At 62.0% G+C, this 26,234-nt stretch carries 32 protein-coding genes; 15 read left to right on the top strand and 17 right to left on the bottom strand.

Annotated elements, in window-relative coordinates:
* Positions 1–8: 8 nt before the first annotated feature.
* The 6 genes from EQG66_RS04870 to EQG66_RS04845 all read right to left on the bottom strand — a co-directional run bounded on the left by EQG66_RS04870 (position 9) and on the right by EQG66_RS04845 (position 3,393).
* Positions 9–878, bottom strand: a complete 870-nt coding sequence (locus tag EQG66_RS04870) for a lytic transglycosylase domain-containing protein (protein WP_129403411.1) — start codon at positions 876–878, stop codon at positions 9–11.
* A gap of 123 nt (positions 879–1,001) precedes the next feature.
* On the bottom strand, positions 1,002–1,310 hold the full coding sequence (locus tag EQG66_RS04865; RefSeq protein ID WP_129403410.1) for a hypothetical protein: 309 nt from the start codon (positions 1,308–1,310) through the stop codon (positions 1,002–1,004).
* Entirely contained in the window at positions 1,310–1,588 is a 279-nt protein-coding gene (gene flgM / locus EQG66_RS04860; RefSeq protein WP_129403409.1) for a flagellar biosynthesis anti-sigma factor FlgM, read from the bottom strand. Before flgM ends, EQG66_RS04865 begins: the two co-directional genes overlap by 1 nt.
* 72 nt (positions 1,589–1,660) lie before the next feature.
* Positions 1,661–2,188 carry a flagella basal body P-ring formation protein FlgA gene (locus EQG66_RS04855; protein WP_425470218.1) on the bottom strand — a complete coding sequence of 176 codons (528 nt, stop codon included), beginning with the start codon at positions 2,186–2,188 and terminating at the stop codon, positions 1,661–1,663.
* Positions 2,189–2,251: 63 nt separating this feature from the next.
* The gene (locus tag EQG66_RS04850; protein WP_129403408.1) at positions 2,252–2,728 is read right to left on the bottom strand and encodes a flagellar motor protein MotB; all 477 of its coding nucleotides are present in this window, start codon (positions 2,726–2,728) and stop codon (positions 2,252–2,254) included.
* Entirely contained in the window at positions 2,725–3,393 is a 669-nt protein-coding gene (locus EQG66_RS04845) for a motility protein A (RefSeq protein ID WP_129403407.1), read from the bottom strand. The genes EQG66_RS04850 and EQG66_RS04845 overlap by 4 nt, the downstream gene beginning before the upstream one ends.
* A 278-nt stretch (positions 3,394–3,671) precedes the next feature.
* Here EQG66_RS04845 and flgB point away from each other — a divergent pair, with 278 nt between their 5' ends.
* From flgB to EQG66_RS04780, 13 genes are all read left to right on the top strand, one after another.
* The gene (gene flgB / locus EQG66_RS04840; RefSeq protein ID WP_129403406.1) at positions 3,672–4,028 is read left to right on the top strand and encodes a flagellar basal body rod protein FlgB; all 357 of its coding nucleotides are present in this window, start codon (positions 3,672–3,674) and stop codon (positions 4,026–4,028) included.
* A 17-nt stretch (positions 4,029–4,045) separates the two neighbouring features.
* Positions 4,046–4,438 (top strand): flagellar basal body rod protein FlgC, encoded by a 393-nt coding sequence (flgC, locus tag EQG66_RS04835; protein WP_129403615.1) that lies wholly within the window; start codon positions 4,046–4,048, stop codon positions 4,436–4,438.
* On the top strand, positions 4,435–5,106 hold the full coding sequence (locus EQG66_RS04830; RefSeq protein WP_129403405.1) for a flagellar hook assembly protein FlgD: 672 nt from the start codon (positions 4,435–4,437) through the stop codon (positions 5,104–5,106). Before flgC ends, EQG66_RS04830 begins: the two co-directional genes overlap by 4 nt.
* Positions 5,107–5,139: 33 nt before the next feature.
* Positions 5,140–5,970: a flagellar hook-basal body complex protein gene (locus tag EQG66_RS04825; RefSeq protein WP_129403404.1), complete on the top strand. Its 831-nt coding sequence runs from the start codon at positions 5,140–5,142 to the stop codon at positions 5,968–5,970.
* A gap of 31 nt (positions 5,971–6,001) precedes the next feature.
* Positions 6,002–6,748: a flagellar basal body rod protein FlgF gene (locus EQG66_RS04820; RefSeq protein WP_129403403.1), complete on the top strand. Its 747-nt coding sequence runs from the start codon at positions 6,002–6,004 to the stop codon at positions 6,746–6,748.
* Positions 6,749–6,775: 27 nt separating this feature from the next.
* Positions 6,776–7,564 (top strand): flagellar basal-body rod protein FlgG, encoded by a 789-nt coding sequence (gene flgG, locus EQG66_RS04815; RefSeq protein ID WP_129403402.1) that lies wholly within the window; start codon positions 6,776–6,778, stop codon positions 7,562–7,564.
* A gap of 14 nt (positions 7,565–7,578) precedes the next feature.
* Complete coding sequence (locus EQG66_RS04810) at positions 7,579–8,247, top strand: flagellar basal body L-ring protein FlgH (protein ID WP_164975585.1); 669 nt, start codon at positions 7,579–7,581, stop codon at positions 8,245–8,247.
* 14 nt (positions 8,248–8,261) lie between these two features.
* On the top strand, positions 8,262–9,368 hold the full coding sequence (locus tag EQG66_RS04805) for a flagellar basal body P-ring protein FlgI (RefSeq protein ID WP_245987869.1): 1,107 nt from the start codon (positions 8,262–8,264) through the stop codon (positions 9,366–9,368).
* Positions 9,368–9,727: a rod-binding protein gene (locus tag EQG66_RS04800; RefSeq protein WP_129403613.1), complete on the top strand. Its 360-nt coding sequence runs from the start codon at positions 9,368–9,370 to the stop codon at positions 9,725–9,727. The genes EQG66_RS04805 and EQG66_RS04800 overlap by 1 nt, the downstream gene beginning before the upstream one ends.
* A complete protein-coding gene (gene flgK / locus EQG66_RS04795) occupies positions 9,724–11,061 on the top strand; it encodes a flagellar hook-associated protein FlgK (protein ID WP_129403400.1) in 1,338 nt (445 codons plus the stop codon). The genes EQG66_RS04800 and flgK overlap by 4 nt, the downstream gene beginning before the upstream one ends.
* A gap of 19 nt (positions 11,062–11,080) precedes the next feature.
* Positions 11,081–11,926: a flagellin N-terminal helical domain-containing protein gene (locus tag EQG66_RS04790; protein WP_129403399.1), complete on the top strand. Its 846-nt coding sequence runs from the start codon at positions 11,081–11,083 to the stop codon at positions 11,924–11,926.
* Positions 11,927–12,112: 186 nt separating this feature from the next.
* A complete protein-coding gene (gene motA, locus EQG66_RS04785) occupies positions 12,113–12,976 on the top strand; it encodes a flagellar motor stator protein MotA (protein ID WP_129403398.1) in 864 nt (287 codons plus the stop codon).
* Between the two features lie 3 nt (positions 12,977–12,979).
* Positions 12,980–14,056, top strand: a complete 1,077-nt coding sequence (locus tag EQG66_RS04780; protein ID WP_129403397.1) for a flagellar motor protein MotB — start codon at positions 12,980–12,982, stop codon at positions 14,054–14,056.
* 7 nt (positions 14,057–14,063) lie between these two features.
* Here the strand turns inward: EQG66_RS04780 and EQG66_RS04775 are convergent, their stop codons facing one another.
* The 9 genes from EQG66_RS04775 to EQG66_RS04735 form a co-directional block, all read right to left on the bottom strand.
* Positions 14,064–15,419 carry an arylsulfotransferase family protein gene (locus EQG66_RS04775; protein WP_129403396.1) on the bottom strand — a complete coding sequence of 452 codons (1,356 nt, stop codon included), beginning with the start codon at positions 15,417–15,419 and terminating at the stop codon, positions 14,064–14,066.
* Between the two features lie 78 nt (positions 15,420–15,497).
* Positions 15,498–16,271 carry an exodeoxyribonuclease III gene (xth, locus tag EQG66_RS04770; RefSeq protein ID WP_129403395.1) on the bottom strand — a complete coding sequence of 258 codons (774 nt, stop codon included), beginning with the start codon at positions 16,269–16,271 and terminating at the stop codon, positions 15,498–15,500.
* A gap of 21 nt (positions 16,272–16,292) precedes the next feature.
* Positions 16,293–16,619: an iron-sulfur cluster insertion protein ErpA gene (gene erpA / locus EQG66_RS04765; protein WP_129403612.1), complete on the bottom strand. Its 327-nt coding sequence runs from the start codon at positions 16,617–16,619 to the stop codon at positions 16,293–16,295.
* Between the two features lie 64 nt (positions 16,620–16,683).
* Complete coding sequence (locus EQG66_RS04760) at positions 16,684–17,364, bottom strand: M23 family metallopeptidase (protein WP_129403611.1); 681 nt, start codon at positions 17,362–17,364, stop codon at positions 16,684–16,686.
* Positions 17,365–17,527: 163 nt separating this feature from the next.
* Positions 17,528–18,337, bottom strand: coding sequence for a ferritin-like domain-containing protein (locus EQG66_RS04755; protein ID WP_129403394.1), 810 nt, complete (start codon positions 18,335–18,337; stop codon positions 17,528–17,530).
* Positions 18,330–18,794: a thioredoxin-dependent thiol peroxidase gene (gene bcp / locus EQG66_RS04750; RefSeq protein ID WP_129403610.1), complete on the bottom strand. Its 465-nt coding sequence runs from the start codon at positions 18,792–18,794 to the stop codon at positions 18,330–18,332. Before bcp ends, EQG66_RS04755 begins: the two co-directional genes overlap by 8 nt.
* A gap of 2 nt (positions 18,795–18,796) precedes the next feature.
* Positions 18,797–21,505, bottom strand: a complete 2,709-nt coding sequence (locus tag EQG66_RS04745) for a bifunctional [glutamine synthetase] adenylyltransferase/[glutamine synthetase]-adenylyl-L-tyrosine phosphorylase (protein WP_129403393.1) — start codon at positions 21,503–21,505, stop codon at positions 18,797–18,799.
* 418 nt (positions 21,506–21,923) lie between these two features.
* On the bottom strand, positions 21,924–22,538 hold the full coding sequence (locus EQG66_RS04740) for a sigma-70 family RNA polymerase sigma factor (protein ID WP_129403392.1): 615 nt from the start codon (positions 22,536–22,538) through the stop codon (positions 21,924–21,926).
* 92 nt (positions 22,539–22,630) lie between these two features.
* The gene (locus EQG66_RS04735; protein WP_129403391.1) at positions 22,631–23,428 is read right to left on the bottom strand and encodes a response regulator; all 798 of its coding nucleotides are present in this window, start codon (positions 23,426–23,428) and stop codon (positions 22,631–22,633) included.
* A 216-nt stretch (positions 23,429–23,644) separates the two neighbouring features.
* On the opposite strand from EQG66_RS04735, the gene EQG66_RS04730 reads away from it, so the two are divergent.
* The gene (locus EQG66_RS04730; RefSeq protein ID WP_129403390.1) at positions 23,645–23,863 is read left to right on the top strand and encodes a NepR family anti-sigma factor; all 219 of its coding nucleotides are present in this window, start codon (positions 23,645–23,647) and stop codon (positions 23,861–23,863) included.
* 59 nt (positions 23,864–23,922) lie between these two features.
* Complete coding sequence (locus EQG66_RS04725) at positions 23,923–24,744, top strand: sensor histidine kinase (RefSeq protein ID WP_164975584.1); 822 nt, start codon at positions 23,923–23,925, stop codon at positions 24,742–24,744.
* 10 nt (positions 24,745–24,754) lie between these two features.
* Here the strand turns inward: EQG66_RS04725 and tgt are convergent, their stop codons facing one another.
* Both tgt and EQG66_RS04715 read right to left on the bottom strand, forming a co-directional pair.
* Positions 24,755–25,891, bottom strand: a complete 1,137-nt coding sequence (gene tgt / locus EQG66_RS04720) for a tRNA guanosine(34) transglycosylase Tgt (RefSeq protein ID WP_129403388.1) — start codon at positions 25,889–25,891, stop codon at positions 24,755–24,757.
* A gap of 46 nt (positions 25,892–25,937) precedes the next feature.
* Positions 25,938–26,117 (bottom strand): hypothetical protein, encoded by a 180-nt coding sequence (locus EQG66_RS04715; RefSeq protein WP_129403387.1) that lies wholly within the window; start codon positions 26,115–26,117, stop codon positions 25,938–25,940.
* Positions 26,118–26,234: the final 117 nt, after the last annotated feature.

The following is a 26,234-nucleotide window of genomic DNA, read 5'->3' as shown; positions in this document are numbered from 1 at the left end:
TTTTGTCGTTATCGGCCAAGGGTGGCAAGCATGAGATAGGCGAGCCGCGCGGTCTGCGGCTGTGGGCGGATCAGATCTTCCGCCGAGATGGAATTTTGCAGGCGCTGGGTCTGTTCGCGCGCAAAGTCAGAGGGGTTTTCATCCTCCAGCGCGGCGGAAGCGTCCGCTAGGTCGGCATTGCGCGCGCGCACGGCAAGCCAGTCTGACGGCGCGACCGTGTTGCCCGCATCCAGCGCGCCATCCGCGCCCCGGTTGAGGCGCGCGGCAAAGCTGGCGCGAATATCGGCCAGGCTGCGCGCATTGCCCGCCTTGTCATAGAAAATGCCACGGTTCGCCCGCGCGGCAGATGGAAACAGCGCCGCTCCCGATGCCGAAGGATTGCGATCATGCACCTCAAGAAACTTGCCCGCGCCGCCCACGCCGAGGAAATGCGCCAGATAAAGGTCCACCGGCTGCGCCTCGCGCCCCAGCCTCGCCTCCAGCGCCGCCTTGTTGTCCGCCGCATGTTGCGCGGCCATCACCGATGCGGTTTCGGGGTGGTTGCGCAGATCGAGGATTTGCTGACGCAGCTCTGGATCGGCGACATAATATTGGCCGCTTGAGCTTTGACCGATGGCGTTCGCCGCCCAGCCGAGGCCATATTGGTGGCCGTGCTGGTTGATGACGCCGAGCCAGCTCTGGTCGATAAACTGATAGAGGCCAGTCGCGGACGACGTGCCCGCCTTCGCCGTGGGATTAAGGCTGCTCTCCATCTTCGCCTGGCCGAGCAGATAGCCGAAATCCACGCCCGTCCGCTGGCTCGCGAGGGCAATCGCATTGGTGACGCGGCTCCTGGTAGAGCCTGCCCCGTCGATTCCGATATTGGCAAAATTTGCCATGAATAACAGTCCCCGTGCCCGCGGGGGTCCCGACCGCGAGCAGGGCCATTAAACAGCCGAGATGCCAAAGATATGGTTAACGCGCGTTGATAAACGTGCGCAGGGCATGCACTTATCCGCTAGTTAGCGATTGTAGGTGAGTGTAGCGTTCTCTGCGCCAGTCTGCGCGAGCAGCGAAATGCGCTGGCGCACAGTGTCTGACGCAAGATTGGCGCGCACCCGCGCCGATTCGATCAGGGGCTTGAGTGCCTCGATTTTTGCCTTTAGGGCCGGGTCCATCTGCCACGCACCCTGCGCGCGCACTTCATCTGTCGCTGCCTTCACCACGGCGGCAGCGGCATTGATCGTGCTGGCGTCATAGGTGTCCAGCGCGCGGCGCAGCTCTCCGAACGCTTCGTAAAGCTTGTCGAGAGAGGCTATGCCGCTCGCCATTATTCGCCCAGATCGAGAGCGATCATGCGCTCGGCGATTTTCGCAGCGTTTACAGGATAGTTGCCCGCGGCAATGGCTTCCTTGATCGCCAGCACCTTGTCGAAATCAACCGGCGCGCCTTCGGCGGCCATGTTGCGGATCGGGGTGGCGTTGCTGGACGCGACAGCGGCCACGGCATTGCCATGGCCGATCTTCTCGGCGGCCTTGCTCTTGCCGTTCTCGCGCACGGAGCCGAGAGCGACAGGCGTTCCAAAGGAGGGGCCAACAGATTTGATCACTTCACTGTCCTTTCCGACTTGCGATCTTAGATACGACAAGTTTCAGAAATCTTTAAATCCGCAAAGGCGTTTTTACTGAAAGCGATCCGGCGCGCGAACGATGCCCGTTTCCTGCACCCGCGCCATCACGGGATCAGACTTTTTGTCCTCGCGCACACGGATCATGTCTCCCGCCGCGCCATCCTCATCCGCGATCATCATGCGCGTTACCATGAAGGCGCTGCCACCGGCGACAAGCTGCACCGGGTCGCCCCGTTTAACGACGACTTGCTTTTGCATGGCGGCGGGGCGCCCCTGCGCGGCTTGCGGCTGTGCCTGATTGAGCGGCACGCGGATGCGCCAGCCCAGCGGCTTGCACTCCACCATCGCCGCGCCAAACACCGGGCCGGTAACATCCGGCACCTGCGGACAGGCGGCGAGCTTCAGCCTGCGGTCTACCGGAGAGATCGCGCCACCGGGCGCGCCGATGTTCGCGCCGACCGTCATCGCCACGATGCTGTCCAGCCGGTCGAGATTCTCGAACGGCTGGGCATAGGCTGCGGCGGCGGCGAGGCCTCCGGCGGCAAGGATGGCAATCGTTTTGGCATGGGTGCTGCGCACGCTGAACTCTCCTGACAGAAACTCTGTCTGGATTTAAGCAAGCTTCGTGCCAGATTGGCGTCTTTATTTGGCGCGGATGAGGATCTGCTGGCCGGTGCGGCTTTCGGACTGCTGATCCAGCCCGCGAATGACGATGCGGTCGCGCGCGATGCCATGCGCCGCCAGCGCACGCGCTGTCGCGCCGAGGCGTGCCGCCGCCAGATCCCAGCTGTCAAACCTATTTGTGTCTGAATCCAGCCCGATAGAGCGGATTTCTATGATGCTGTGGTTGGTCCGGTAACGCTCCGCCAGCGCCGCCACCGCCTGCTCCCCCGCCGGGGTAAGCAATGCCTCACCGGGCTGAAACAGGCTACGCGCGGCAAGGCGGTCCATCTGCGCCGCCGGGGCACCAAACTCCTGCGCCACGCCGCTCACCACCTCGCGCTGGCGGCCATTGCTCGCCTGCAGTAGCACGAAAAAACCGAGCAGCAGCAACGCCAGATCGGCAAAGCTCAGCGCCCAGCGGTTCCGGCGGCCAGCGGCGATAGCCCGCGCCTTCATGCAACCTCGCGGATCGAGGCGCGGCGCACGGGAGCCGTCTCGCGCCGGGCTACCCGCAGCATCCGCTGGCACAGCTCGGTCTGCCACGCCAGCTCTCGCTCAGAGAGGTCTGAGAGACGGGTCGCGACCGGTGCCGCAACCAGGTTCGCCAGCACCACACCATAGAGCGTCGTGAGCAGCGCCAGCGCCATTGCCGGGCCGATCTTCGCAGGATCGTCCATCCCGGCAAACATGCCAACGAGGCCGATGACAGTGCCCGCCATGCCAAGCGCGGGGGCGACATCCGCCACAGAAAGCCAGAATTTATGCACGGCTTCGTGGCGTGAGCGCCGGTCGGCCAATGCCTGCTCCGCCCACATCTCGAACCGGTCCACCGTCTCGGTATCGGCGAGCTTGCGAATGGCGAGGGCAAGGAACGGGTTGGCCGCGCGCACACGGTCTGTGCACTGCAGGCCGCGCAGCTGCGCCACATGATCCACGCGCGTCATCGTAGCGCGGGCAAGCAGCATGTCCCGCTCCGGGTCTGCGCGCCACAGTGCGGGCAGCGCCATAAAGCTGTGCGCAAAGGCCTTCGCCCCGTTTTGCATCAGCGCGATGAGTGCGCAGCCAAGCAGCATGATGCCCAGCGTGATTGGATTGAGAAGATGTGTCAGCAGTTGCATCATTCGGCCTCTTTGCGCGCATCATACCGGGCACAATTTACCAAAGCGCGTAGGGTTATGCTTAACGAGCGGCAAAAATTTGCCGCCCTGAGGCAAAATGATGCCGCGCTTGCCGGAGCAACCGCCCCCGCAAACCCGGCTAACCCCAAAACCCACGTAAATTCGCCATTTACGACAAATTGGCACGGGCCTTGCTTTTATCATGACGGATGAACCTGCCCGGCAATCCATAGGGGTAGAACGGCGGGTTCGGAGCGAAGTTTAGAGGGTTGATCGGAAAAATGGGACTGGAAGATGCACTGTTTGGCCTGCACGGCAAGGCGCTGGAGCTACGCTCGCAACGCCTGAGCCTGCTCGCCTCCAACATCGCCAATGCTTCCACGCCGGGATACAAGGCGCGGGACATTGATTTCGAGGCCGCGCTGCGCGACGCCACAGACAAGGGCGAAAGCGCGTCCCAAGCCGCGACCGCCGCGATGGGATATCGCATCCCGCTGCAACCCGCACTCGATGGCAACACGGTGGAACTCAACACAGAGCAGACGCTCTTCGCCGAAAATGCGGTCAAATATCAGACCACCCTCTCCTTTCTGGAGGGTCGCCTCAACACCATCACCCGCGCCCTGAAAGGAGAATGACCATGGCTGACATGCCCATGAACGTCTTCGATATTGCCGGCCGCGCCATGTCTGCCCAGCTGGTGCGGCTAAACGCCACCGCTTCCAACATGGCCAATGCTGGCGCCGTCACCGGCAGCGAGAAACAGGCTTATCGCGCGATCCGCCCGATCTTCCGCACGGTCACGGAAAGCCCCGGCATCTCCACCGTCAAGGTCGAGAGCGTGGTGACGACCGACGCCAAGCCGGTAAGACGGCATGACCCCAACCATCCGCTTGCGGACAAGGACGGCAATGTCTGGGAAGCCGCCGTCGACAGCAGCACCGAACTGGTCGACATGCTCGAAGCCTCCCGCATGTATCAGAACAATGTGCAGGTCTTGCAGACCGCAAAATCCCTCATGCTTGACACAGTTAGGATGGGCAAATGACCGTAACCGCCACTAATATCAACGGCACCACCACCTATGTGGGCAGCGCCGAAAGCCTGAATCAGGCCTCCACCGGCGTCACGCAAAAGAGCATGGCGCAGACCGATTTCCTCACGCTGCTCACCGCGCAGCTGAAGTCTCAGGATCCGTTCAACCCGATGGATAATGCCGATCTCGTCGCGCAGATGGCGACGATCAGCAACACCAGCGGCATCGCGGAAATGAACAATTCGCTGAAGGCCATTTCCGACTCGCTCTCTGGCAGCCGCATCAATGATGCCGCCAGCTGGATCGGTCGCTCGATGCTGGTGAAGAGCAACATCGCCGCGCCGGATGCGCAGGGCAATTATGCCGGTCAGCTCACCATCGATGCCGATGCGAACGCGCTGAGCGTCGATCTGATCGATGGCACCGGCGCTACGGTAAAGACCATTGATCTCGGCGCGCGCCCGGCGGGAGATACGAGCTTCTACTGGAATGGCCGCGACGACGCCGGCAACTATGTCGCGGGTCAGCCGCTGCAGGTGAAGGTGCGCGGCGCCAGCCCGACAGCGGTCGCCACCTGGGCCAGCATCGCGGCGGTGCAATCGCCCGCCGATGGCAGCCAGGCCAAACTCATCACGCCTCTGGGCAGCTTCTCGCCTGCAGAAGCGCTCAAACTCACCTGATTTCTCACCCGTTTCAACCAAGGAGCCTAGTCCATGTCCTTTTATACCTCCCTCACCGGCCTCAAGGCAGCGCAGTCTGATCTCGCGACCGTTTCAAACAACGTCGCCAACGTGAACTCGACCGCGTTCAAGAAGAGCCGCACCAACTTCGGTGACATTTTCGCCGCCGCGCCGATGCAGACGACCACGCAGGTGGCAGGGCAAGGCACGCGCATCACCGGCATCCAGCAGCAGTTTACGCAGGGCACTGTCGAAACGACCGACAAGACGCTCGACCTTGCGATCACGGGTGAAGCGTTCTTCACCGTAAAGACTCCTCCGCCGACCCTGCAGGTGAGCTACACCCGCAACGGCGCGTTCAAGCTCGACGACAACCGCTATGTGGTCGATACGGTTGGCGGCCGGTTGCAGGTGTTCCCGTGGAACGCTGCGGCTGTCCCGCCTGCAATCAACACGGCGGCACAGACCGATCTTCAGATTCCGCTGACCAAGCCCGGTTTCCCGACGATCCAGCTCTCCTCCGTCGGTGTGACGGTGGACGGCACGGTGACAGCCACCTTCGCTGATTCCACCACTCAGGTTCTGGGTCAGGTCGCGATGGCCGCTTTCCCCTCGAACGAAGGCCTGCGCCAGAAGGGTGACGCGCACTGGGAAGCGACGCTGCAATCCGGCGCTCCGGTGTATGGCACCGCGAACGCCGGTCTTTACGGCGCGATCCGCTCTGGTGCGCTCGAACGCTCCAACGTTGACCTTACGGAAGAGCTGGTGGCGCTCATTGCGGCCCAGCGCAACTTCCAGGCGAACGCCAAGGCGATCGAAACTGCGTCGACCATCTCGAACGCCATCGTCAACCTGCGCAGCTAATCGATAGCTTAGGGAACTGAGGGTCTAGCCCATGGACAGGATGGTCAACACGGCATTGACGGCGATGCGCGCGGCGCTCTCGCGCCAGAGCACGATCGCGAACAACCTCGCCAATGCCAACACCACCGGCTTTCGCGCGGAAATCGCCAATGCCTCCACCGTCTGGATCGATGGACAAACCTTCAGAACCCGCGCGCAATCCGGCGAACAGGTGTTGGGCGCAGACATGAAGGAAGGCTCGGTCGTCTCGACCGGCAATCCGATGGACGTCGCGATCAACGGCGAGGCGTTCCTCGCGGTGCAGGCAACCGACGGCAGCGAGGCTTACACCCGGCGCGGCGACCTGATCCTGTCTGACAGCGGCCTGCTGACCACGGGGGATGGACTCCCCGTGATCGGCAATAGCGGCCCCATCACCCTGCCGCCTTTTGACAGCATCGTCATCGCCAAGGATGGCAGCATCTCGATCGTTCCGCAGGGGGGTGACCCGAAATCGCCGCAGCAGATCGACCGGCTGAAGCTCGCCAACCCCAAGGGATCACAGATCGCCAAGGGGCTGGATGGCCTCTTTCGCGAAGTGAACGGCGGTGTGCTGCCTGATGATCCGCTCGGCCGCGTGACCGGAGGCTCGCTCGAAGGATCGAATGTCAACGCCACCGAAATGCTGGTGCAGATGATCGAGGCCAGCCGCGCCTGGGAAACCCAGGTGAAGCTGATCGACACCGCCCGGCAGATCGACGACGGCGGCGCCAGCTTGATGAAGTTGCCCGGCGCCTGAACAATTTATTCTAGGGACATTTAACTCATGACCAACGCCGCTCTCCACGTCGCCCGCACAGGGCTTGATGCGCAGAACACCAAGATGCAGGTTATCGCGAACAACCTCGCGAACGTGAACACCACCGGCTTCAAGAAAGACCGCGCGAATTTTGAGGCGCTGGCCTATCAGCAGCTGATCGCCGCCGGTTCAGCATCTGACAGCCAGAACAAGTTTGCCACCGGCCTCTCGCTTGGCACCGGCGTCTCGCTTGCGGGCACGAGCCGGATCGATACGCAGGGCACGCTGCAAAATACCGGCGGTGCGCTTGATCTCGCGATTGAGGGCGGCGGCTATTTTCAGGTTCAGCGCCCGGATGGCGCGATCGGCTATACCCGCGACGGCAGCTTCAACCGCACGGCTGAAGGCACGCTGGTCAGCTCTGACGGCCTGCCGCTCATCCCCCAGATTCAGGTGCCGGATGGCGTGATTTCGATCTCCATCGGCAACGACGGCACCGTCTCAGCCGTTCTCGCGGGCCAGAGCGCGCCGACGGAACTGGGCCAGATCGAACTCGCGAGCTTCGCCAACTCAGCCGGCCTGCAATCGGTCGGTGGCAATGTGCTGCTGGAAACGGCGGCAAGTGGCGCGCCTCAGGTCGGCGCGGCTGGCCTCGATGGCCGTGGCACGATCAAGCAGGGCAGCCTCGAAGGCTCCAACGTCAATATCGTCGAGGAGCTGGTCGACATGATCGAAACGCAGCGCGCCTATGAGGTCAACAGCAAGATGATCAAATCGACCGACGAAATGCTGCAATATGTGAACCAGCAGCTGTGAGGATAACCCGGATTATGCGTCGTTCCGCACTATTGCTGTTCAGCTCTGCCGTTTTGATCTCCTCGCCCGCGCTCGCCGGCAAGAAGAAAGAACCGGTCGACTATACGCCCACCTATTCACAGCCCGCGCCAGAAGGCGTTGCCCCCAATGGCGGCATCTTTCAGGCGGCGAACGGCTATGCCCCGCTCACCAGCGGCGCGCGTGCGGCCATGGTCGGCGACATCATCACCATTCAGCTGGTCGAGAGCACACAGGCTTCCAAAAGCAACGCCGCCAATATGGGGCGCGATGGCAGCATTGGCCTGACGCCGCCCAGCACCGGCCCGCTGTCGGGTATTATCAGCGCGACAGACATCGCATCGAGCGGCACCCAGACCTTCAAGGGCACCGGCGCAGCCAGCCAGTCTAACAGCCTCAATGGCGAGATCACGGTGACCGTGGCAAAGCTCTTTCCCAACGGCACCATGCTGGTGCGCGGGCAAAAGGCGCTGACATTGAACCGGGGTGATGAGTTCATCCAGATCGCCGGGCTGGTGCGCCAGGCGGATATCACGCCTGACAACAAGATACTCTCCACCCGCGTGGCGGACGCAAAGATCACCTACACCGGCAAGGGCGAAATCGCCCGCGCCAGCCGGCAGGGCTGGCTCCAGCGCTTCTTCAGCATGCTTAGCCCCTTCTGATGGACACCAAACTCATGACGATTTTCCGTCTCGCCCTGCTCCCGGTTCTGATGATGGCGGTGCTGTTCAGCGCGCCCGCTCAGGCTGAGCGCATCAAGGATCTGGGCACGTTCCACGGCATCCGCCCCAACCAGCTCACCGGCTATGGCATCGTCGTCGGCCTGGCTGGCACGGGTGACGACAGCCTGGAATATTCCTCGCAGGGCATGAAGGGCGTGATCTCGCGCTTTGGCCTCACCCTGCCTCCGGGCGTCAACCCCTCGCTCAAGAACGCGGCGGCGGTGATGGTGACGGCGGAACTGCCCGCCTTCGCCAAGCCCGGCCAGCGGCTGGACATCACCGTTTCGGCGCTCGGCAAGGCGAAATCGCTGCGCGGCGGCACGCTTGTCATGATGCCGCTGCGCGGCGCGGACGGCCAGATCTACGCGATGGCGCAGGGCAACCTCGAAGTCGGCGGGCTCGGTGTCTCCGGGTCTGATGGCAGCCAGCTTTCGGTCAACATCCCCTCTGCCGGGCGCATCCCCGGCGGTGCGACCGTGGAACAGGCCGTGGCAACCGGGTTTGACACCGCGCCCAAGCTCAACTTCAACCTCGCCGAGGCTGACCTCACCACTGCGCTCCGCGTGGCGGACGCCGTCAACCTCGCCTTTGGCGACAAGCGCGCCCGCGCGATGGACGCCGTAACTATCGAGATCGACGCCGATCCCGGCGCCGAGAGCCGCATCATGATGATGGGCCTCATCGAAAATATCGTCGTCAAGCCTGCCGACGCCCCCGCCAAGGTGATTGTCAACGCCCGCACCGGCACCGTCGTCATCAACGGCGCGGTCCGCATCGCGCCCGCTGCCATCGCGCACGGCAAGCTGACGGTAAGCGTGCAGGAAGCGCCGCGCATCGTGCAGCCCGCGCCCTTCTCCAAGGGCGAGACCGCGGTGGAGCCATCCAGCTCGATCAAGGTCGAGGAAGAGAAGCGCCCGGTAATAGATTTTAAAGGTGGAGCCAATCTTGCCGATATAGTGAAAGGGTTGAACGCCATCGGCGCTTCGCCCGCAGACATGGTCGCCATTCTCGAAGCCCTGAAGCAGGCAGGCGCGATGAAGGCGGAACTGGTGGTGATATGATGGATATCGGCACGACTACAGGAATTGCGCTCAACGCAGCGCCCAAGGCCGCCCCCGCGCGCGACCCGGCGCTGGAGAAGGCGGCCAAGGCGTTCGAGTCGATCTTCCTCAGGCAGATGATCGGCGCGATGCGCGCGTCCAGCATCAGCGAGGGCATCTTCGATAACAGCGCGACTGAACAGTTCCGCGACATGGCCGACGCCAAGACGGCGGAAAACATGGCGAACACCGGCAAGTTCGGCATAGCCGAGATGCTGATCCGCCAGTTCGGCGCGCGGGTGAGCGACCCCGCCCTCACGGCAAAGCCGACCATCGCCCTCGGCGCTGCAACCCCGGTCGAAAAGGATAGCACGCCATGAGTTCGTCTGACCTTTTCGCCATTGGCTCATCCGGCCTGCGCAGCATGCGCGCGCAGATGGGCGCGATTTCAGACAATATCGCCAATGCGAACACCCAGAACTACAACCGCCGCACGGTGCTCCTTCAGGAATCGTCCGTGGCCGCGTCGAGCGAGCCGCTCTATGTGCCGCGCGCCAGCTTCGGCGGATCCGAAGTGGTCAGTGTCGAGCGCGCCAACGACATCTATCTCGATGCCGCCGCGCGCCAGACCGGCACCGCACTGGGCTATGCCAATTCGCGGGTGCGCTGGCTTTCGGACATGGAGACCGCCATCGGCGACGATGCGCTCGGCGTGGGCGGCACATTGAACACCATGTATGCCGCGATCGACAAGCTCGCCGCCAGCCCCAGCGATACAGCGCTGCGCACAAACTTCCTCTACTCGGTGGAGCAGGTGGTGAATGCGTTTCACAGAAGCTCGGACGGGTTTAATACCGTGCTTCAGGGCACCTTCGCCACCGCGCAGAATGACACGACCATCGTCAACGACAGCCTCACCGCGCTAACGAAGATCAACGAAGACCTGCTGCGCTCGCAACCCGGCACCGCCAACTATGCACAGCTGCTGGATAATCGCGATGCGGAGCTGACCAAAATAACGCAGCGGCTGAATGTGAGCATCACGTTTGGCCCCAATGAAGACGCGATCCTGAGCTATAACGGCACCACGATCCTGCAGGGCAACACGGCAGGCAGCTTCGATACGCTGCAAAACGCCAATGGCACGCTGGCTTTCCGCGTCAACGGATCGGCCACAGCGGCTCCGGCAGACGGCACATTGGGCGGGGCTTTCGTGAGCGCGACACTGGCGCGCCAGCGGCTCGACAGCCTCGATACGCTTGCGGTCCAGTTTTCCACCGACATGAATGCCTGGCACGCGCAGGGACTGACCGACGCCAACGCGGCGGGCGGCGCGCTCGTATCGGTCGGCACCACAGCCGCCAGCCTCGCTGTCGTTATCGGCAACATCACGCAGATCGCGGCGAAATCGTCTGACGGGCGCCTCAATGGCAATCTGCTCAACATCACCACCACACGCGGCAACAGCAGCGTGGAAAAGGGCTGGACCGCGCTGGTCGCCAATCACGCATCCATGCTCAACACCGCGCAGGCCGAACAGGGCGCGGCAGAGCTGCGCGATGAAAATGCCCGCTCCGCGCGTGAGCGGGTGAGCGGCGTCGATCTGGATCGTGAGGCAGCCGATCTGCTGCGCACGCAGCAGGCCTATCAGGCCGCAGCGAAGATCATTCAGGTCGCCAAGGAAATAGCCGACACGATCTTGCGTCTGTCCTGAGCATAGAAGGGTTTGAACGATGGTAGCGATCACGTCTCAGGCAATGGCCGATGAAATCCGCCGCCAACAGCGCCTTGCGCAGAGCATAGCGGCAGATCAGGCCGCTGTATCGAGCGGCAAGAAGATCACCCAGCCGTCGCAGGATCCGCAGGCATGGGTCCAGATTTCGGACATCGGCCGGGCGCAATCGCAAAACTCAGCCTGGGCGGATAATCTCTCCTATGCCGAAGCGCGCTCGGAGAAAGCCGAGACCAACCTGCGCGAGATGAACACGCAGTTCAGCCGAGCGCGCGAGCTGCTGGTGCGCGCCTCCACCTCGACACTCGATGCGGCGGGCAAGGCGGCTGTGCTGGCAGAGCTTTCCGCCATTCGCACCAGCGTCCATGACATGCTGAACGAGAAGGACTATCAGGGCGTCCCGGTGTATGATGACACGACGGCGACGATGGTTCCTGTGTCGCGCGGGCTGACGCTGGAGGCAGTGGGCACGCGCCAGAGCATCGAATCCGGCATCACAGTGAACAGTGTCGCGCGCACACTCGATGATATATTGGTCGAAGCCTATGATGCCGTGAACCTTGGCACCCAGACCGCGCTCAACAATTCGCTGGTCTCGCTGGAAGCTGGCCTCAACCATGTCATCCTTCAGCAGTCTGTGCAGGGCATCCGCAGCGACCGGCTTGAGACGGCCAAGGAACAGAACACCAGCATCCAGCTCGATCTTCGCGAGCGGCGCTCCGGCCTTGAAGACACCGATCTCACGGTCACGCTTGCCCGCATCCAGGCGCAGCTTTTGTCACTGGAAGCGGCGCAGGCGGCCTTCGCGCGGATCAACCGCCAGTCGCTGTTCGATCTCATCAGCTAACAGCTATTCACGATCACGCATCGGGCGCGAGGGCTTGAAATGCCTGTCGCGCCCGCTTCATTTCCGGCTGGTAAACGCCGGAATAACCATCTCGCTAAACCATATCTGAAACGCGCCGTTCTATAGGGTGTAACGCGCCACTATCGGGCGCACACAGCACAAGTTTTTTGTTGCACGGGGTAAAGCATGTTCGCCATCATCGGCATCGTCGTTCTGCTCGTCATGGTTTTCGGCGGCTTCATTATCACCGGCGGCGATATCGGCCCTGTGCTGCACGCCCTTCCTCACGAAATGCTGATCATCGGCGGCGCGGCTGTCGGCGCGCTTATCATCGGCAACAGCGGCGCGGATCTCAAGGCTCTGGGCGGCGGCCTTGGCCTTGTGTTCAAGGGGCCGAAATACAAGAAGCAGGATTTTCTCGATTGCATCTTCCTCGTTTCCAAGCTGATGAAGATGCTGCGCGTGGAAGGGCCGGTGGCGCTCGAACCGCATATCGAGGATCCGCACTCGTCGTCGGTGTTCAATGAATATCCGCGGCTGGCGAAGGATCATGGCCTCACCAACCTCATCTGCGATACGCTGCGCCTCGTCGTCGTGTCATCGGGCACGCTCGATCCGCATGCGGTTGAGGAGGTCATGGATAACGGCCTCAAGACCCACCACCATGAAGCTGTGCGCCCCGCAGACAACCTGCAAGGCCTCGCCGACGCACTGCCCGCATTGGGCATCGTCGCGGCGGTGTTGGGCGTGGTCAAGACCATGGGCTCCATCGACCAGCCGCCCGCCATCCTCGGTGCGATGATCGGCTCGGCGCTGGTCGGAACCTTCCTCGGCGTGTTGCTGGCCTATGGCCTTGTCGGCCCGTTCGCCAACCGCTGCCGCCAGGTGATCGAGGCGGATGCCGCCATCTATCATGTGGTGAAGCAGATCATCGTCGCCTCGCTCCACGGCCATCCCCAGCCGCTGGTGATCGAGGCGGCGCGCTCCAGCCTCACCCACGCCAACCAGCCCGCCTTTGCCGAGGTGTTTGACGGGATGCGGGGCAAGTAACCAATGGCAGGCAACAAGCGCCAGGTGAACGAGCCGGAACCACGGCCGATCATCGTCAAGAAAATCATCGTGGACGGGCACGGCGGCCATCATGGCGGCGCGTGGAAGGTGGCCTATGCCGACTTTGTTACGGCTATGATGGCGTTCTTCCTGCTGATGTGGCTGCTTGGCGCCACCACCGAGAAACAGCGCAAGGGGCTGGCCGATTATTTCACCCCCACTTTGGTGGAACTGAAGGAAGGCAGCGCCGGTTCCAACGGTCTGCTCGGCGGTGACAGCATGGAGGGCAAGGAAAACTATCCCACCTCCGGCGGGCAGGGCAATCTCTCCATCACCATCCCCAAAGAGGTTCGCGGGCAGGACAAGTCCAAGGATCGCGCGAAGGCGCGCGACAAGGACATGGCGCAGTTCCAGTCGGTCAAGGCCAAGCTGGAGGCCAAGCTGGCGAATGACCCCGCGCTGCGCAAGATGCTCAAGAACGTGCGCTTCACCGAAACGCGCGAAGGCTTGCGCATCGACCTGATCGACGAGGCGGATTTCGCCATGTTCGGCATGGGGACGGACCGGCTGCTGCCGCAGGCGCGGGCGCTGGTGGCTGAGGTCGCCAAGGTGATTTCGGGCGTGCCCAACGATGTGATCGTGCGGGGCCACACCGATGGCCTGCCCTATACCAGTGGACGCAGCATGAACAACTGGATGCTATCGTCCTCGCGCGCGGAGGCTACACGCAAGGCCTTTGCCGATCTTGGCATCCCCAACGCGCGCTTTGCCAAGATCGAGGGCGTGGCAGACCGTGAGCCGTTTATCCCCGGCGATCTCTACGATCCGCGCAACCGGCGCATGTCCGTCATCCTCGCATGGAGCGCGGGAGCGGTTATGCCGGACATTGATGAGGCGGAGGAACCCTCACCGGAAGGCAAGGCCGCCATCGCGCGCCGCGATGCTCCCGCCAAGTTGCCGGCTCAGAACATCGCGCAATATGACATGGGCAGCACCGCCCTGCCGACCGGCGCGAGCATCATAAACGCGCCGCCATCCGGGGTTTCATCCGGCAAACAGGGCGCCAAGAAGGCGCATTAGAGCGCGCTCAGGCTGCGCATTTGGCCTTGGCTAATACCCCAAGCGCACGGTCGCCATCCGCCTTGGAGATGAACCGGCTCCAGCCCAGATGATAGATTGATCCGTCTGCGGCACGGTTCACATATTCCGCACCAATCCGGCCATCTGGTCGCACGAGGAGCATGCGCGCGTTAGTTACATCCTCGATCAGCGCATGGCCATCAGGCAGCGCGGTGTAGAGACCGGCGGTGGTCGTACGGATCGCCTGCGCTTTCATCACATCGTCGTGCCTGGTCGTCACAGTATCATTGGCGAAATCATAGACCTTGATGCTGGAATGGCCATCGACGAAATACATCTTGCCCCGGTCCTGCCCCTGATTGTCATAAATGCTGATGCGGTGATCGTCGAGAATGTCGACATCGTGCTGAGACATCCACGGCCCACGCTTCATCCAGACAATCTGGCCTGTAGACGGGCGATAAAGCATGATGGTGGAAATATTGCGCAGGCTCAGAAACACATCGCCTTTCTTCCAGTGTGGCCCATCGCTCAGCACAGGCTCGATGTCGTTCAGGTGCGTCGGATCGTCGCTGTACATCTCTGTTGCGAACAACCAGTTGGTATAGCCATTGCGCATCAGAATCTGCGGGACGGAATGTGTGTAGAGGATTTTGCCCTCCGGCGAGACCTTGGCGATCGTGTCCTCCCGGAAGCTGTCCTTGACCCTGGCAATAGTGTGTTTCTCCGCCAGCGAGGGGATCCAGAGGTTGCCATCAGCATCCCGCTCTGTGGAATGATGGAAGATGTGCGAATCAATCAGCCACCTTGGCTTGCCGCAAGCGTCCACCCGTTCCAGCGGCGAATAATGATCCTTGACGACGAGGTCGCCATTGGCGGCCATCCAGGGATGGATCTGGCGGAAATGGGCTCTGTTCCAGTTCTGGCTGTCTGAAAAGCGCGAGACGTGGCGCACATCGCGCAGCAATGTATCGGTATCGAGCATCCAGCGATGCTGCATCTTCATGTCTGGCAGCGACACCAGCTCAATCGCGTGGCGCCGCGCGGTGCCATCATAGCGGCTGAGGAGCAGATAGCCCGATGGCCCGGAAGAACGACCGGCGGGGAAGCTCCAGCCTGTTGGCTTGCTGTCCAGTATTGGGTCTGGCTGAGTAAGGAGCACCGTATCCTTGCCCACCAATCTGCGCAGGGTATCAGGCACCTCGGCAATGGTGCGCGCAACTGAGGAGGCAAGGGGATGATTTGCCGGATCTCGTCCCGAATCCAGGACCAGATATCCAAAACCGATGCTGAACACAGCCCCGACCAGCATCAGCGCGATAACAAGCCATGTCTCGATTTTGGAGAAGAGAAATTTTTCCATCAGTATGCCCAGAACTCGATGCACGTGGCCCTAACGAATACCGTCGCTCAAAGCATCCCCGATAACCATTATTAGACGCTAATTTACAAGTTCGATCCACACTGGTGCATGATCGCTGGCCTTTTCCCGGCCTCGCGTCTCTTTATCCACTTGCGCTTCGACAAGCCGGTCCGCTGCCACCGGCGAGAGCAGCAAATGATCGATACGAAAGCCCGCATTGCGCGGCCATGCGGCGGCCTGATAATCCCAATATGTCCACACTCCACCCGCAGGATGACGCGAGGCCAGTGCATCTGTCCAGCCATCGCCGGTCAACGCGCGATAGGCCGTGCGGCTTTCAGGCTGCATCAGTGCATCGTCCGCCATTGCCGCCACGGAGAAAACATCGCGGTCATAGGGAATCACGTTATAATCGCCGGCGAGGACGGCCGGCACTTCCTCTGCCCATATCTCTGCAGCGCGGGCGCGCAGACGCTGCATCCAGCGCAGCTTGTAATCAAATTTCGGTCCCGGCACCGGGTTGCCGTTGGGCAGATAGATCGACGCGACGCGCACACCCCGCACATCGGCCTCGATATAGCGGCTGTGCTCGTCCTCTGCCTCGCCATCGAGCCCGCGCCGCACCTCTACCGGTGTTTCGCCCCGCGCGAGGATAGCCACGCCGTTGAACCCCTTTTGCCCATGCCAGATTGCGCCATAGCCCGCAGCCTCCATGTCCTTCACGGGGAAGGTCTCGTCCGATGTCTTTATTTCCTGAAGGCAGGCAACATCAGGCTGCGTCTCCTCCAGCCACTCGATCAGCCGCGGTAGCCGGGCCTTGATGCCGTTGATGTTGAAGGTCGCGATGCGCACAGGGGCTAGAGGAAAGAGGCGCTAAACGGAAAAGCTTGAGCCGCAGCCGCAGCCTGCCGTGGCATTGGGGTTCGTTACCTTGAAGGCGGCCCCGCCCAGATCCTCGACATAATCGACCGCCGCGCCGCGCACCAGATCAAGGCTCATCGGATCCACCACCAGCGTGACGCCGTCTGTCTCCACTGCGCAATCATCGGTGTCGACCACATCCGCAAGACCGAAGCGATACTGAAAGCCGGAGCATCCGCCCCCTTCCACCGCCAGCCGCAATATTGCGGGCTTGGCCTGCTTTTCGGCAATGAAGGCTACGCGCTTTGCCGCCGAAGGGGTCAGGATAATATCGGTCATGCCATCAAGATAGGGCGCAGTGACGGGCAGGGCAAGTGCGCCGCGCACAATCGCGGCAAAGGGTTTACTTGACCGCCTTCTCGTCGCGCGGTGTCGGGCCACCCAGAGCCACGCTGGGGCGGCTGTTGACAGCGAGCGCGCGCTCAGACCCGGTCACGAACGGCAGCGGGTTGATCGCCTCGCCCGCTACGCGGATTTCATAGTGCAGATGGCTGCCGGTCGAACGGCCAGTAGACCCCATCAAGCCGATAAGCTGACCACGGCGAACGCGCTCATTCGGCTGCACAAGCAACTTGGAGAGGTGGCCGTAACGGGTCTCGGTATCGTTGCCGTGCGAAATCTCGACGAGGTTGCCATAGCCGTTCATCCACTCAGAGCGGCTCACAATGCCGTCCGCCGTAGCGTAGATCGGGGTGCCGACCGGGCCGGGAATGTCGATGCCCTTGTGCATGCGCGCATGGCCAGTGAACGGATCAGAGCGCACACCATAATTGCTGGTCAGCGCAAGATCATCAACTGGGCGACCCGTGGGCACATAAACCGCCGAACGCGGAGTGAACGACCCGGCGTCGTCCATCTGCTTCCAGCTTGAGAAAAGATTGGCGAACGTGGCGTCTGCGCTCTGGTTCGCTGCGGAGAGGGTATCGCTGTAGGGGTCGTCGTCGGCGTCAGTCAGGGTATCGGCGTGTGCAGGCATGGCGGCAGTGCAGATACCGAAAGCCATGAGGGCCATCATCGCCTTCATCCATCGTGCCAGGCGGCCAAGCGGCGGCGCCTTCTCTACGATGGTCTTCAAAACTGGTTCAGACATGCGACCCTTTATCCGTCAGACTTACTGGCCTGGCGCCTTATTTCAACTTTGCAGCGGTTGTGTTTCCGCCCCCGGAACGATGTCTGCCAGAGACGCGTTAATAGGCAATAGGGATGTAATAATCCCGCGTTAAACCGGCCTGTCGACGCGCTGAGTCGTTGAACGGGGGTTTGATCGCACCCCGAAAATGGCGGTTTACAAGCATTTGGTAATATTCTGGGGCATCAACGCCCAGTCGTTTTGTCGCCCGGTTGAACCACTTCGTCCCCGCCGAAACATGCCGAATCTCGTCCGCCATGATTCGCGTCAAAGCGCGGGCCGACACGCCATCGCCAGCCTGCGTGAACCGCTCGATCGTTGTCGGCGTAATATCGAGCGCACGGGCCTCCAGCACCATCGGCACTATGGCGAGGCGGGCCAGCGCGTCATGCGCGGTCTCCTCCGCCGCCTCCCACAGGCCGTCATGCGCGGGCAGCGCGCCATAGTGGCTGCCCATCTGCTTCAGGCGTCGGTCAAGCAACGCGAAGTGCATCGCCTCCTCTGCCCCCACCTTCAGCCAGTCGCCTACGAATTCTGGCGGAAAGTCTCTACCAAACCGTCCGACAAGATCGAACGCCAGATCGATGGCCACGAACTCGATATGGGCCAGCGCATGGAGCATCGCGATGCGCGACCGCTCGGAACCCATCTTGCCGCGCTTGGGCATCTGGCTGGGCGGGAGCAGCTCCGGCGCAGCGGGCCGTGCCGGGCGTAAGGGCATCTCCGCGTCAAAGCGATGCGCCAGCAGCCCCAGCCGCCAATCCCGCGCCACCGCTCTCGCCCGCATCAGCTTGGCGAACGGATCGGCGCTCAACAGTACATCGCGGCAAGCCTCGCCAACAGAACGGGGCGCAATATCCTCAGCCAAGCGCCCTCACCGCCTGCAACACCTCCTCGGCATGTCTCTTCACCTTTACGGCGGGCCAGACGCGCAGGATCACGCCATCCGCGCCGACAAGGAATGTCGCGCGGGCGATGCCCATATAGCTGCGGCCATACATCGATTTCTCGACCCATGTGCCGAAGGCCTCGCATACGCCGCCAGCCTCATCCGACGCCAGCGTGACGGAAAGCCCATATTTATCCCGGAACTTCGCAAGCTTGGCTGGCTTGTCTTTCGATATCCCGATGACTGGCACGCCTGCCTCAGCGAACCCGGCAGCCAATGCCGTGAAATCCTTCGCCTCACTGGTGCAGCCGGGCGTATCCGCCTTGGGATAGAAATACATCACCAGCGGTTTGCCCTTAAAGGCTGCGAACGAAAGCGGAGCGCCGTCGGCGTCCAGCAGCGGGGCATCGGGCAGCATATCTCCAGCTTGCAACATCGTCATGTCTCCTCATCGGGCGTGGCGGCAGCGGCGACAATCGCGCCCCAGCTTTGCGCCACGTCTTGCCGCGCCTTCTCCAGCCGCGCAAGCAGATCGTCCCAGCTCCGCGCGCCGCAGCGCCGCGCCACCAGCGCCCGCGCGGCTTCCGGGGGCTCGGTGGAAGCTGGCGAAACAAGACGCGAGACGATGAGATAGCGGGTGAGCAGATCATGCGCATCGGCCAGTGTGGACGGCAGCGCACCCTCCGCTATCAGCGCCCGCACCGATGCGCCCAAATCCGGCAACAGCCCCAAATGGTAGCGCAGTTGCGTCACCTGTACCAGAAACTCCAGATCGACGAGACCGCCATCCGCCAGCTTGACATCGAGCGGCCCGGCGGCGGGCTTGTGCTTGGCCATCTCCGCGCGCATCTTCACCGCATCGCGGATCAGCGCCGTCTCCTTGCGCTCCATCGTCAGCACATCGCGAATGGCGCTCTGTAGTTGCTCTGTCGCAGTATCAGACCCGAAGATCGGCCGCGCCCGTGTCAGCGCCAGATGCTCCCACACCCACGCATTCTCGCGCTGGTAGCGGGAGAAGCTATCCACACTCGCCGCCAACAGCCCTTGGGCACCAAAGGGCCGCAAGCGGGTGTCGATCTCATAGAGCGGGCCGGATGCGGTCGGCACGCTGAGGGCATTACCGATGCGTTGAGCGAGCCGATTGAAATATTGCGTCGCGCCCAGTGGCCTTGGCCCATCCGATTCAGCAGAGAATTCGCCGGTGAACAGAAAGATCAGATCCAGGTCAGAGGCATAGGTGAGCACGCCTCCGCCAAGCCGCCCCAACGCGACGATCGCCAGCTCTCCGCCCGGCACACGCCCATGGGCGCGCTCAAACTCCTCCACCGTGGCACGGGTGAGCACGCGCACCGCCGCCTCCGCCAGCCGCCCATAGCCTGCGCCGATTTCCAGCACCGAGCCTTTGCCGCAGATCACCTGCACACCAAGAGCAAAGCGCCGTTCGCTTACCTTCTGCCGCACCCTGTCGAGCAGCATCTGATAATCGTCTCCCTGCTCGCCAAAACCAAGCATCGCTTCCAGCCCGGCCAGCTTGGGCAGCGGCTCCAGCGCCGAAGCACCGATCAGACCATCGAGCAGATCAACCCGGTAAGACAGCGCCTCGGCCAGCGGCGGCGCATAGCTCAGCACATCGACGAGCATCTGCACGATCGGCTTGTTAGCGGCCAGCAGCTTGAAAAAGTTGATCGCCGTCGGCAGCCGCTCGACAAGTTGCTCAAACCGGGTGAGCGCCAGCACAGGGTCCGGCGCCTTGGCGAAGCCACGCAGCAGATCAGGCAGCAGCTTTTCCAGCGCCTCCATCGCCGCCGCGCTGCGCAGCGCCCGCGCCGAAGCATTGCGCCAGCGCACCAGCCGGTCCAACACCGGCACGACATCGGCAAAGCCCATGCTGCGTATCTGATCCGGCAGGCGGCGCTCATCGTGAGAGAGGCGTTCCTCGGCCTGAAACGGACTGAGCCTGTCATAATTGGCCCCTACCCACTCGATATGCGGGCGCAACAGCGCGAGCAAATCCTGTCCATCACTCAGACCATGCAGCCGCGCCACATTGTTCAGCGCATCCATATGGACCGGAACTTCATGCGTCTGGCGGTCGTCCACCATCTGCAAGCGATGCTCGATCGTGCGTAGCAACACATAGGCAGCGTCCAGCCTGGTGGCGACGTCCGGCTCTATCACGCGCCACTGCCCCAGCAGCCGCACCGCATCGCGTGTTGCCCCGGCGCGCAGGGCGGGCTGGCGGCCGCCATGGATAAGCTGATGCACCTGCGCGAAAAACTCGACCTCGCGGATGCCCCCGCGCCCGCGCTTCAGGTCATAGCCGGGGCCGAAAGCCTGCCCGCTGGCATAATGATCGCGGATGCGGCGACTGATGTCGAGGATCGCGTCGATCGCTCCAAAATCAAGCGAACGTCGCCAGATAAATGGACGAATTGCTTGTAAAAAATACTCTCCTAACTCCCGATCACCCGCGCACACCCGCGCACGGATAAACGCCGCCTGCTCCCAGCCCAGCGCCATGCTCTCGTAATAGCTGATCGCTGCCTCGACCGGCAGTGCGATCGGCGTTGCTTCGGGCGAAGGCCGGAGGCGCAGATCGACGCGGAAGACATAGCCGTCGCCGTCGCGCGCGGAGAGCAGCTCGACCATCCGTTTTGCAAGCCGCACAGCCGATTCGACCGGCTCCTCGCGGGGGCGGCATGGCAACGTGGCCGGGTCAAAGATCAGAATCGGGTCGATGTCTGAGCTGTAGTTTAGCTCGCGGCTGCCATGCTTACCCAGCGCAATGACGGCAAAGCCGCGCGGCTCCTCGCCGGGATATCGCTCGGCAAAAGCCGCCTGAAGCGCGGCTTTCACCGCGCTGTCCGCGAAATCGGACAGGGTGTGCGTAACACGGTCCAGATCCCACGCCCCGGCAAGATCGGCCACCCCCGTCACCAGCGCCAGCGCGCCCCGCCGCCATCGCAGCGCCTGCGCCGGGCCATCCGCCCCCGAATCTGCTTCGAACGCCGCTGCCAGCGCCTGCTCGTCCGCGCCATCCATCAACAGGGAAGCAATGCTTTCATGCCGCCGGATAAGCTGCGCCAGAAAGGGAGAATGGTCTCCGGCGCGGCGGAGAGCAGCGGCCCAATCCGGCCTGGATGGCATGGGCGAAGCTGTCGTCATGGGGTCGGTCGCTCACGGTTCGTCGATTTCGGGGGAACCATGCCGCAGCCGCAGCGTCTTTCCTAGTGTGAATGATTCTATCCGCCACCCACCCAATAATAATAGCGGCCATCGGAGGCGCGATCCGCCGATCACCCGCGAGGCGATTGGCCGTGCATTGGTCAGCGCCTACCCAGTGGGAATGGAGCGAGATTTGCCGGCCGAGATGATCAGCCTACTCAATCAGCTGGGACGCAAGCATTAGGGCCGATCGACATTCAGCCCTGACGGCTTGCAAATGGCGATTTTCCGTGCTTCCGGTGCTCACGTACCTGTAGTACGCTGCGCTCCGGGTCACGCAAAACCACCATTTTCGTCACGTCATCATCGGAATGTCGATCGGCCCTAGGGTCAGCACCGATTACCCGCCGCTCAGTCTTTCGACATCCGCCATGATCTCCGCCAGCGGCCCAGCCCCATCGCGTACGCCATCGGCACGGGGCGGCAGGGCGCCAGTCTCCAGAATATTTTCTATTGCCGAGCGCGCCCTCGCCACTCTGCTCTTGATCGTACCCACCGCCACGCCGCAGATTTCGGCTGCTTCCTCATAGGCGAATCCACCTGCGCCAACGAGAATCAAGGCTTCACGCTGGCTTTCGGGCAATTGCAGCAAGGCGCGCTGCATATCCGCCAGCTCAAGCTGCTTGTCCTGCCCGGCAGGAGCCGCAAGCAGCCGGTCCGCAGCAAGATCGTCCCACTCGCCGGTAAAGCGCGCGCGGCGCTTTTGCGAGAGGAAGTGGTTGCGCAATATGATGAAGGTCCAGGCACGCATATTGGTGCCGGCCTGAAAGCGGCTGCGCGCAGCCCATGCCTTCATCAGTGTTTCCTGCACAAGATCGTCTGCCAGATCGCGCGAGCCGGAGAGTGATCTGCCGAAAGCGCGGAGATGCGGGATAACCCCAGCCAGCTCCCGCTTGAACGCATCGTCGTTCAGCGCCTGCTCAGGCTGTTCGCACTGACTCGTACCGTCACTCATGGCAATCCTTTGCAACGCTGCACTGCCCCGCCTGCATGGTTATAATATGGGGAGCCGCCGGACGGTAACACCATGCCTTCGTCCGGCACTGTTCACGCGGGGCTGGTCGCTTCGTCAAAAAACAGCGCCTGCGCGATAGCCGCCTTTACGGTCTGCCGCTGAAATGGCTTGGTGATAAGAAATGTGGGTTCCGGGCGTTCACCCGTCAGCAGCCGCTCAGGAAATGCCGTGATGAAAATAACCGGGACCGTAAACTGGGCCAATATATCCTTCACCGCATCTATGCCGCTGGAATCATCTGCAAGCTGAATGTCGGCCAGCACAAGGCCGGGCCGTTGTGCAACGGCCATCTGCACCGCTTCATCGCGCGTAACGGCGATACCGCTCACATCATGCCCCATATCCCGTACGATCGTCTCTATATCCATGGCGATGATCGGTTCGTCCTCGATAATGAGTACGGTTGCGCGGGTCTGCCGATCGATTTCGCTCATTGCCTCTCCAACGAACGACTCCGCCTCTGCAGCGGTTACTCCCATCAACAGAGCGGCTTCGGCCACACTGAAACCTTCCATAGCCGTCAGCAACAGGGCCTGCCTGGGCAACGGCGTCATCCTTGCCAGCCGCGCACGTGCCAGCGCCTGCCGCTCGTTCTCGTTCGCCCCGCCAAAATCAGTGCTTTCCAGATCGGATGAGGTCCAGATCCGGTTGAACATAAGATATAGTCCCAATCTGGGATCCATATCGGCAGGGAACTCGTCCGGCGCCTCGACTATCACCTCCAGCGTGGCACGCACATAGGCGTCTCCCCGCATCTGGCTTCCCGTCAATGCGCGCGCATAACGGCGCAAAAACGGAAGATGAGGGTATAGTTGTTGGCCCAATGACATAATGCATGCACTCCCTTCTCGCCGCAGAGGCATAGACAATTTTTTCCAGCCCCCAAAACGATGGAACCAACCAAGTGCAAAATAGTTTCCTGACGATCATCATATTTGTTGATGGCAGCAAGCTTGGCGGGGCGGCTTCAATCGCTTATGAACCATAACCGCCGTGATTGCATAATGAAGCATATTTCGTCACCAGGGGCGCAAAGGGATGCACGGATGACCAATACTGAGCCGGATCGGATTGCGAGCCAGCTGAATTACCCGGCCCCCGGCCAACCCGGAAAAGCGGCAGTGGATCGCATTGATGGATCGCCTCTGGCCCCTATTGCTGACGAAAATGCGACATTGGGCAATGCGCTGCGCACCATCTACCAGCAGACGGTGGAGGAGCGTGTGCCCGATGAAATGCTCGATCTTCTCAAACGGCTTAGCTGACGGCCACCTTGGACTATAACACCGTGCTTATGCCCCTGTTTTCGATAGCGGCTGTGGCATTGGCAGCGATAATTGGCTGGCATATCGCGCGCAGGCTGCTTGTGCGCCCGTTGGTGGCGCTGCGGCGCGAAGTGGCAACATACCGGCCCGGAAAAATCCTGAGTCCGCCTGCAACAACGATGAGCGCGGCGCAGGAAATCGCGGAACTGAGCGAAGCCTTTCACGCCCTCAGCCGCGATGTCGCCCGGCACGAACAGGAAATGCAGCGCGCCCTCGCCGATCAGACCCGGCTGACGCGCGAGGTGCACCACAGGGTCAAGAACAACCTGCAAATCATCTCCAGCCTCATCAGCCTGCATTGGCGCGCGACGGAAGACCCCGGCACGGCTTCGGCCTATCTTTCGATCCAGCGGCGGGTCGATGCGCTCGCGGTCGTCCAGCGCAACCATTATGCGGAGTTGGAGGAGCAGAAAGGCGTCAGCGCCCGCGCCGTCATCAATGAAATCGTCGCCAGCCTCAGAACATCGGCGCAGATCCAGAACGCGCGCGCGCTCGATATCAATGTGGAGTGCGACGATATATGCCTTCATCTGGATGTCGCGGCGCCGGTGGCATTCATGACGGCGGAACTGGCAGACCTCGCCATTTCGCAGGATATGGCGGGGATGCTGCATATCAGCCTGAAATTCATGGACGATCAGCCTGGGAAAGCCTGCCTCATTCTGGAGTCCCCGTTGCTGCGCGCGAGCAGTATTGCGTCGCTGCGCAGCGCGGAGCTGTGCGCCCGCGTGCTGGAAGGCCTTGCGCGGCAGCTGCGCACCTCGCTTAATCACAATGCGGAAACTGGGCGCTATGGCGTGGTCATACCGGTAATAGTTTGACCGTGCTTGCTCAGCGCCGCGCGCCATAGCGTGTGCGGAAGGCGCTCGCGAAAGCAGCGAAGCGTCCCTCTGATATAGCCTCTCGGATTTGCGCCATAAGCTGCTGGTAAAAATGGATATTATGCTGAGTCATCAGCATCGCGCCCAAAATCTCCTTGGATTTGATAAGATGATGGAGATAGGCGCGGCTGGCGGTTGCGCACACAGGGCAGGTGCAGTCGGCGTCTAGCGGCGCGTCGTCCTCGGCATAGCGGGCGTTGCGGATGTTGAGAGGCCCGTCCCATGTGAACGCCTGCCCGTTGCGGCCAGAGCGGGTCGGCAGCACGCAATCGAACATATCTATGCCGCGTTCCACAGCGCCGACAATGTCGTCCGGCTTGCCCACGCCCATCAGATAGCGCGGCTTGTCGGCAGGCAGCATATCGGGCGCGAAATCGAGCGTGGCGAACATCGCCTCCTGCCCCTCGCCCACCGCCAGCCCGCCGACGGCATAGCCATCAAAGCCGATCTCGATCAGCTTTTGTGCGGAAATGGCGCGCAAGTCTTGATCGAGCGAGCCCTGCTGAATGCCGAACAGCGCCGCCCGCGCTGCATGCTCTGCGCCTGCATCGAACCCGGCACGAGAGCGCTTCGCCCAGCGCATCGATCGCTCCATAGACAGCGCCGCCTCATCCCGCGTCGCGCCGTTCTTCGTACATTCATCGAACGCCATCACTATGTCAGACCCCAGCAGCCGCTGGATCTCCATCGAGCGTTCCGGGCTGAGCATGTGGCGAGAGCCGTCGATATGGCTGGCGAAGGCGACGCCTTCTTCGCTCATCTTGGTCAGGTCGGACAGGCTCATCACCTGATAGCCGCCGCTATCGGTCAGGATCGGGCGGTGCCACCCCATGAAACGGTGCAGCCCGCCCAGCCGCGCTACCCGCTCCGCGCCGGGGCGCAGCATCAGATGATAGGTGTTGCCGAGGATGATATCCGCGCCCGCCGAGCGGACTTCCTCTGCGCGCATTGCCTTCACGGTGGCAGCAGTGCCGACCGGCATGAACGCGGGCGTCCTAATCTCTCCGCGCATCATGTGGATCACGCCGGTGCGCGCTTTGCCATCGGTGGCGTGAAGTTGAAACTGGAAGCGGGGCGGCTGGTTCATCCGCGCGCTTTAGGGTCTGGCGCGCCTAATGTCAGCATCGATTATGTCAGGCGATATGCCCCGGCAGGAAATGCAGCAGCCCCGAAGCCGGGCCGAAATTCTCTACCCGGCGATAGCGCCCGATAAACTGAACGCAGTCCGTGGACAGGCGTAAAGGCCATCCCAGCCCCTCCTGCGTGTGGAGGATCAGGGTCATTCGGGTCTTGTCTCGTTGTCTGCGAATCATGCCCACAGCCTAGGGATATATGGTTAGTAAAAAGTTCAGCCGCAGCCCGGTATGCATCCGCGATGCTGTGATAAATTTACCATAAAAGTTAACAAACACCGGAATTTGCCGTAGTAT

The sequence above is a fragment of the Sphingobium fluviale genome, assembly GCF_004122115.1.
GTDB classification, from domain to species: domain Bacteria; phylum Pseudomonadota; class Alphaproteobacteria; order Sphingomonadales; family Sphingomonadaceae; genus Sphingobium; species Sphingobium fluviale.
This window is presented reverse-complemented; position numbering and strand designations above follow the sequence as displayed.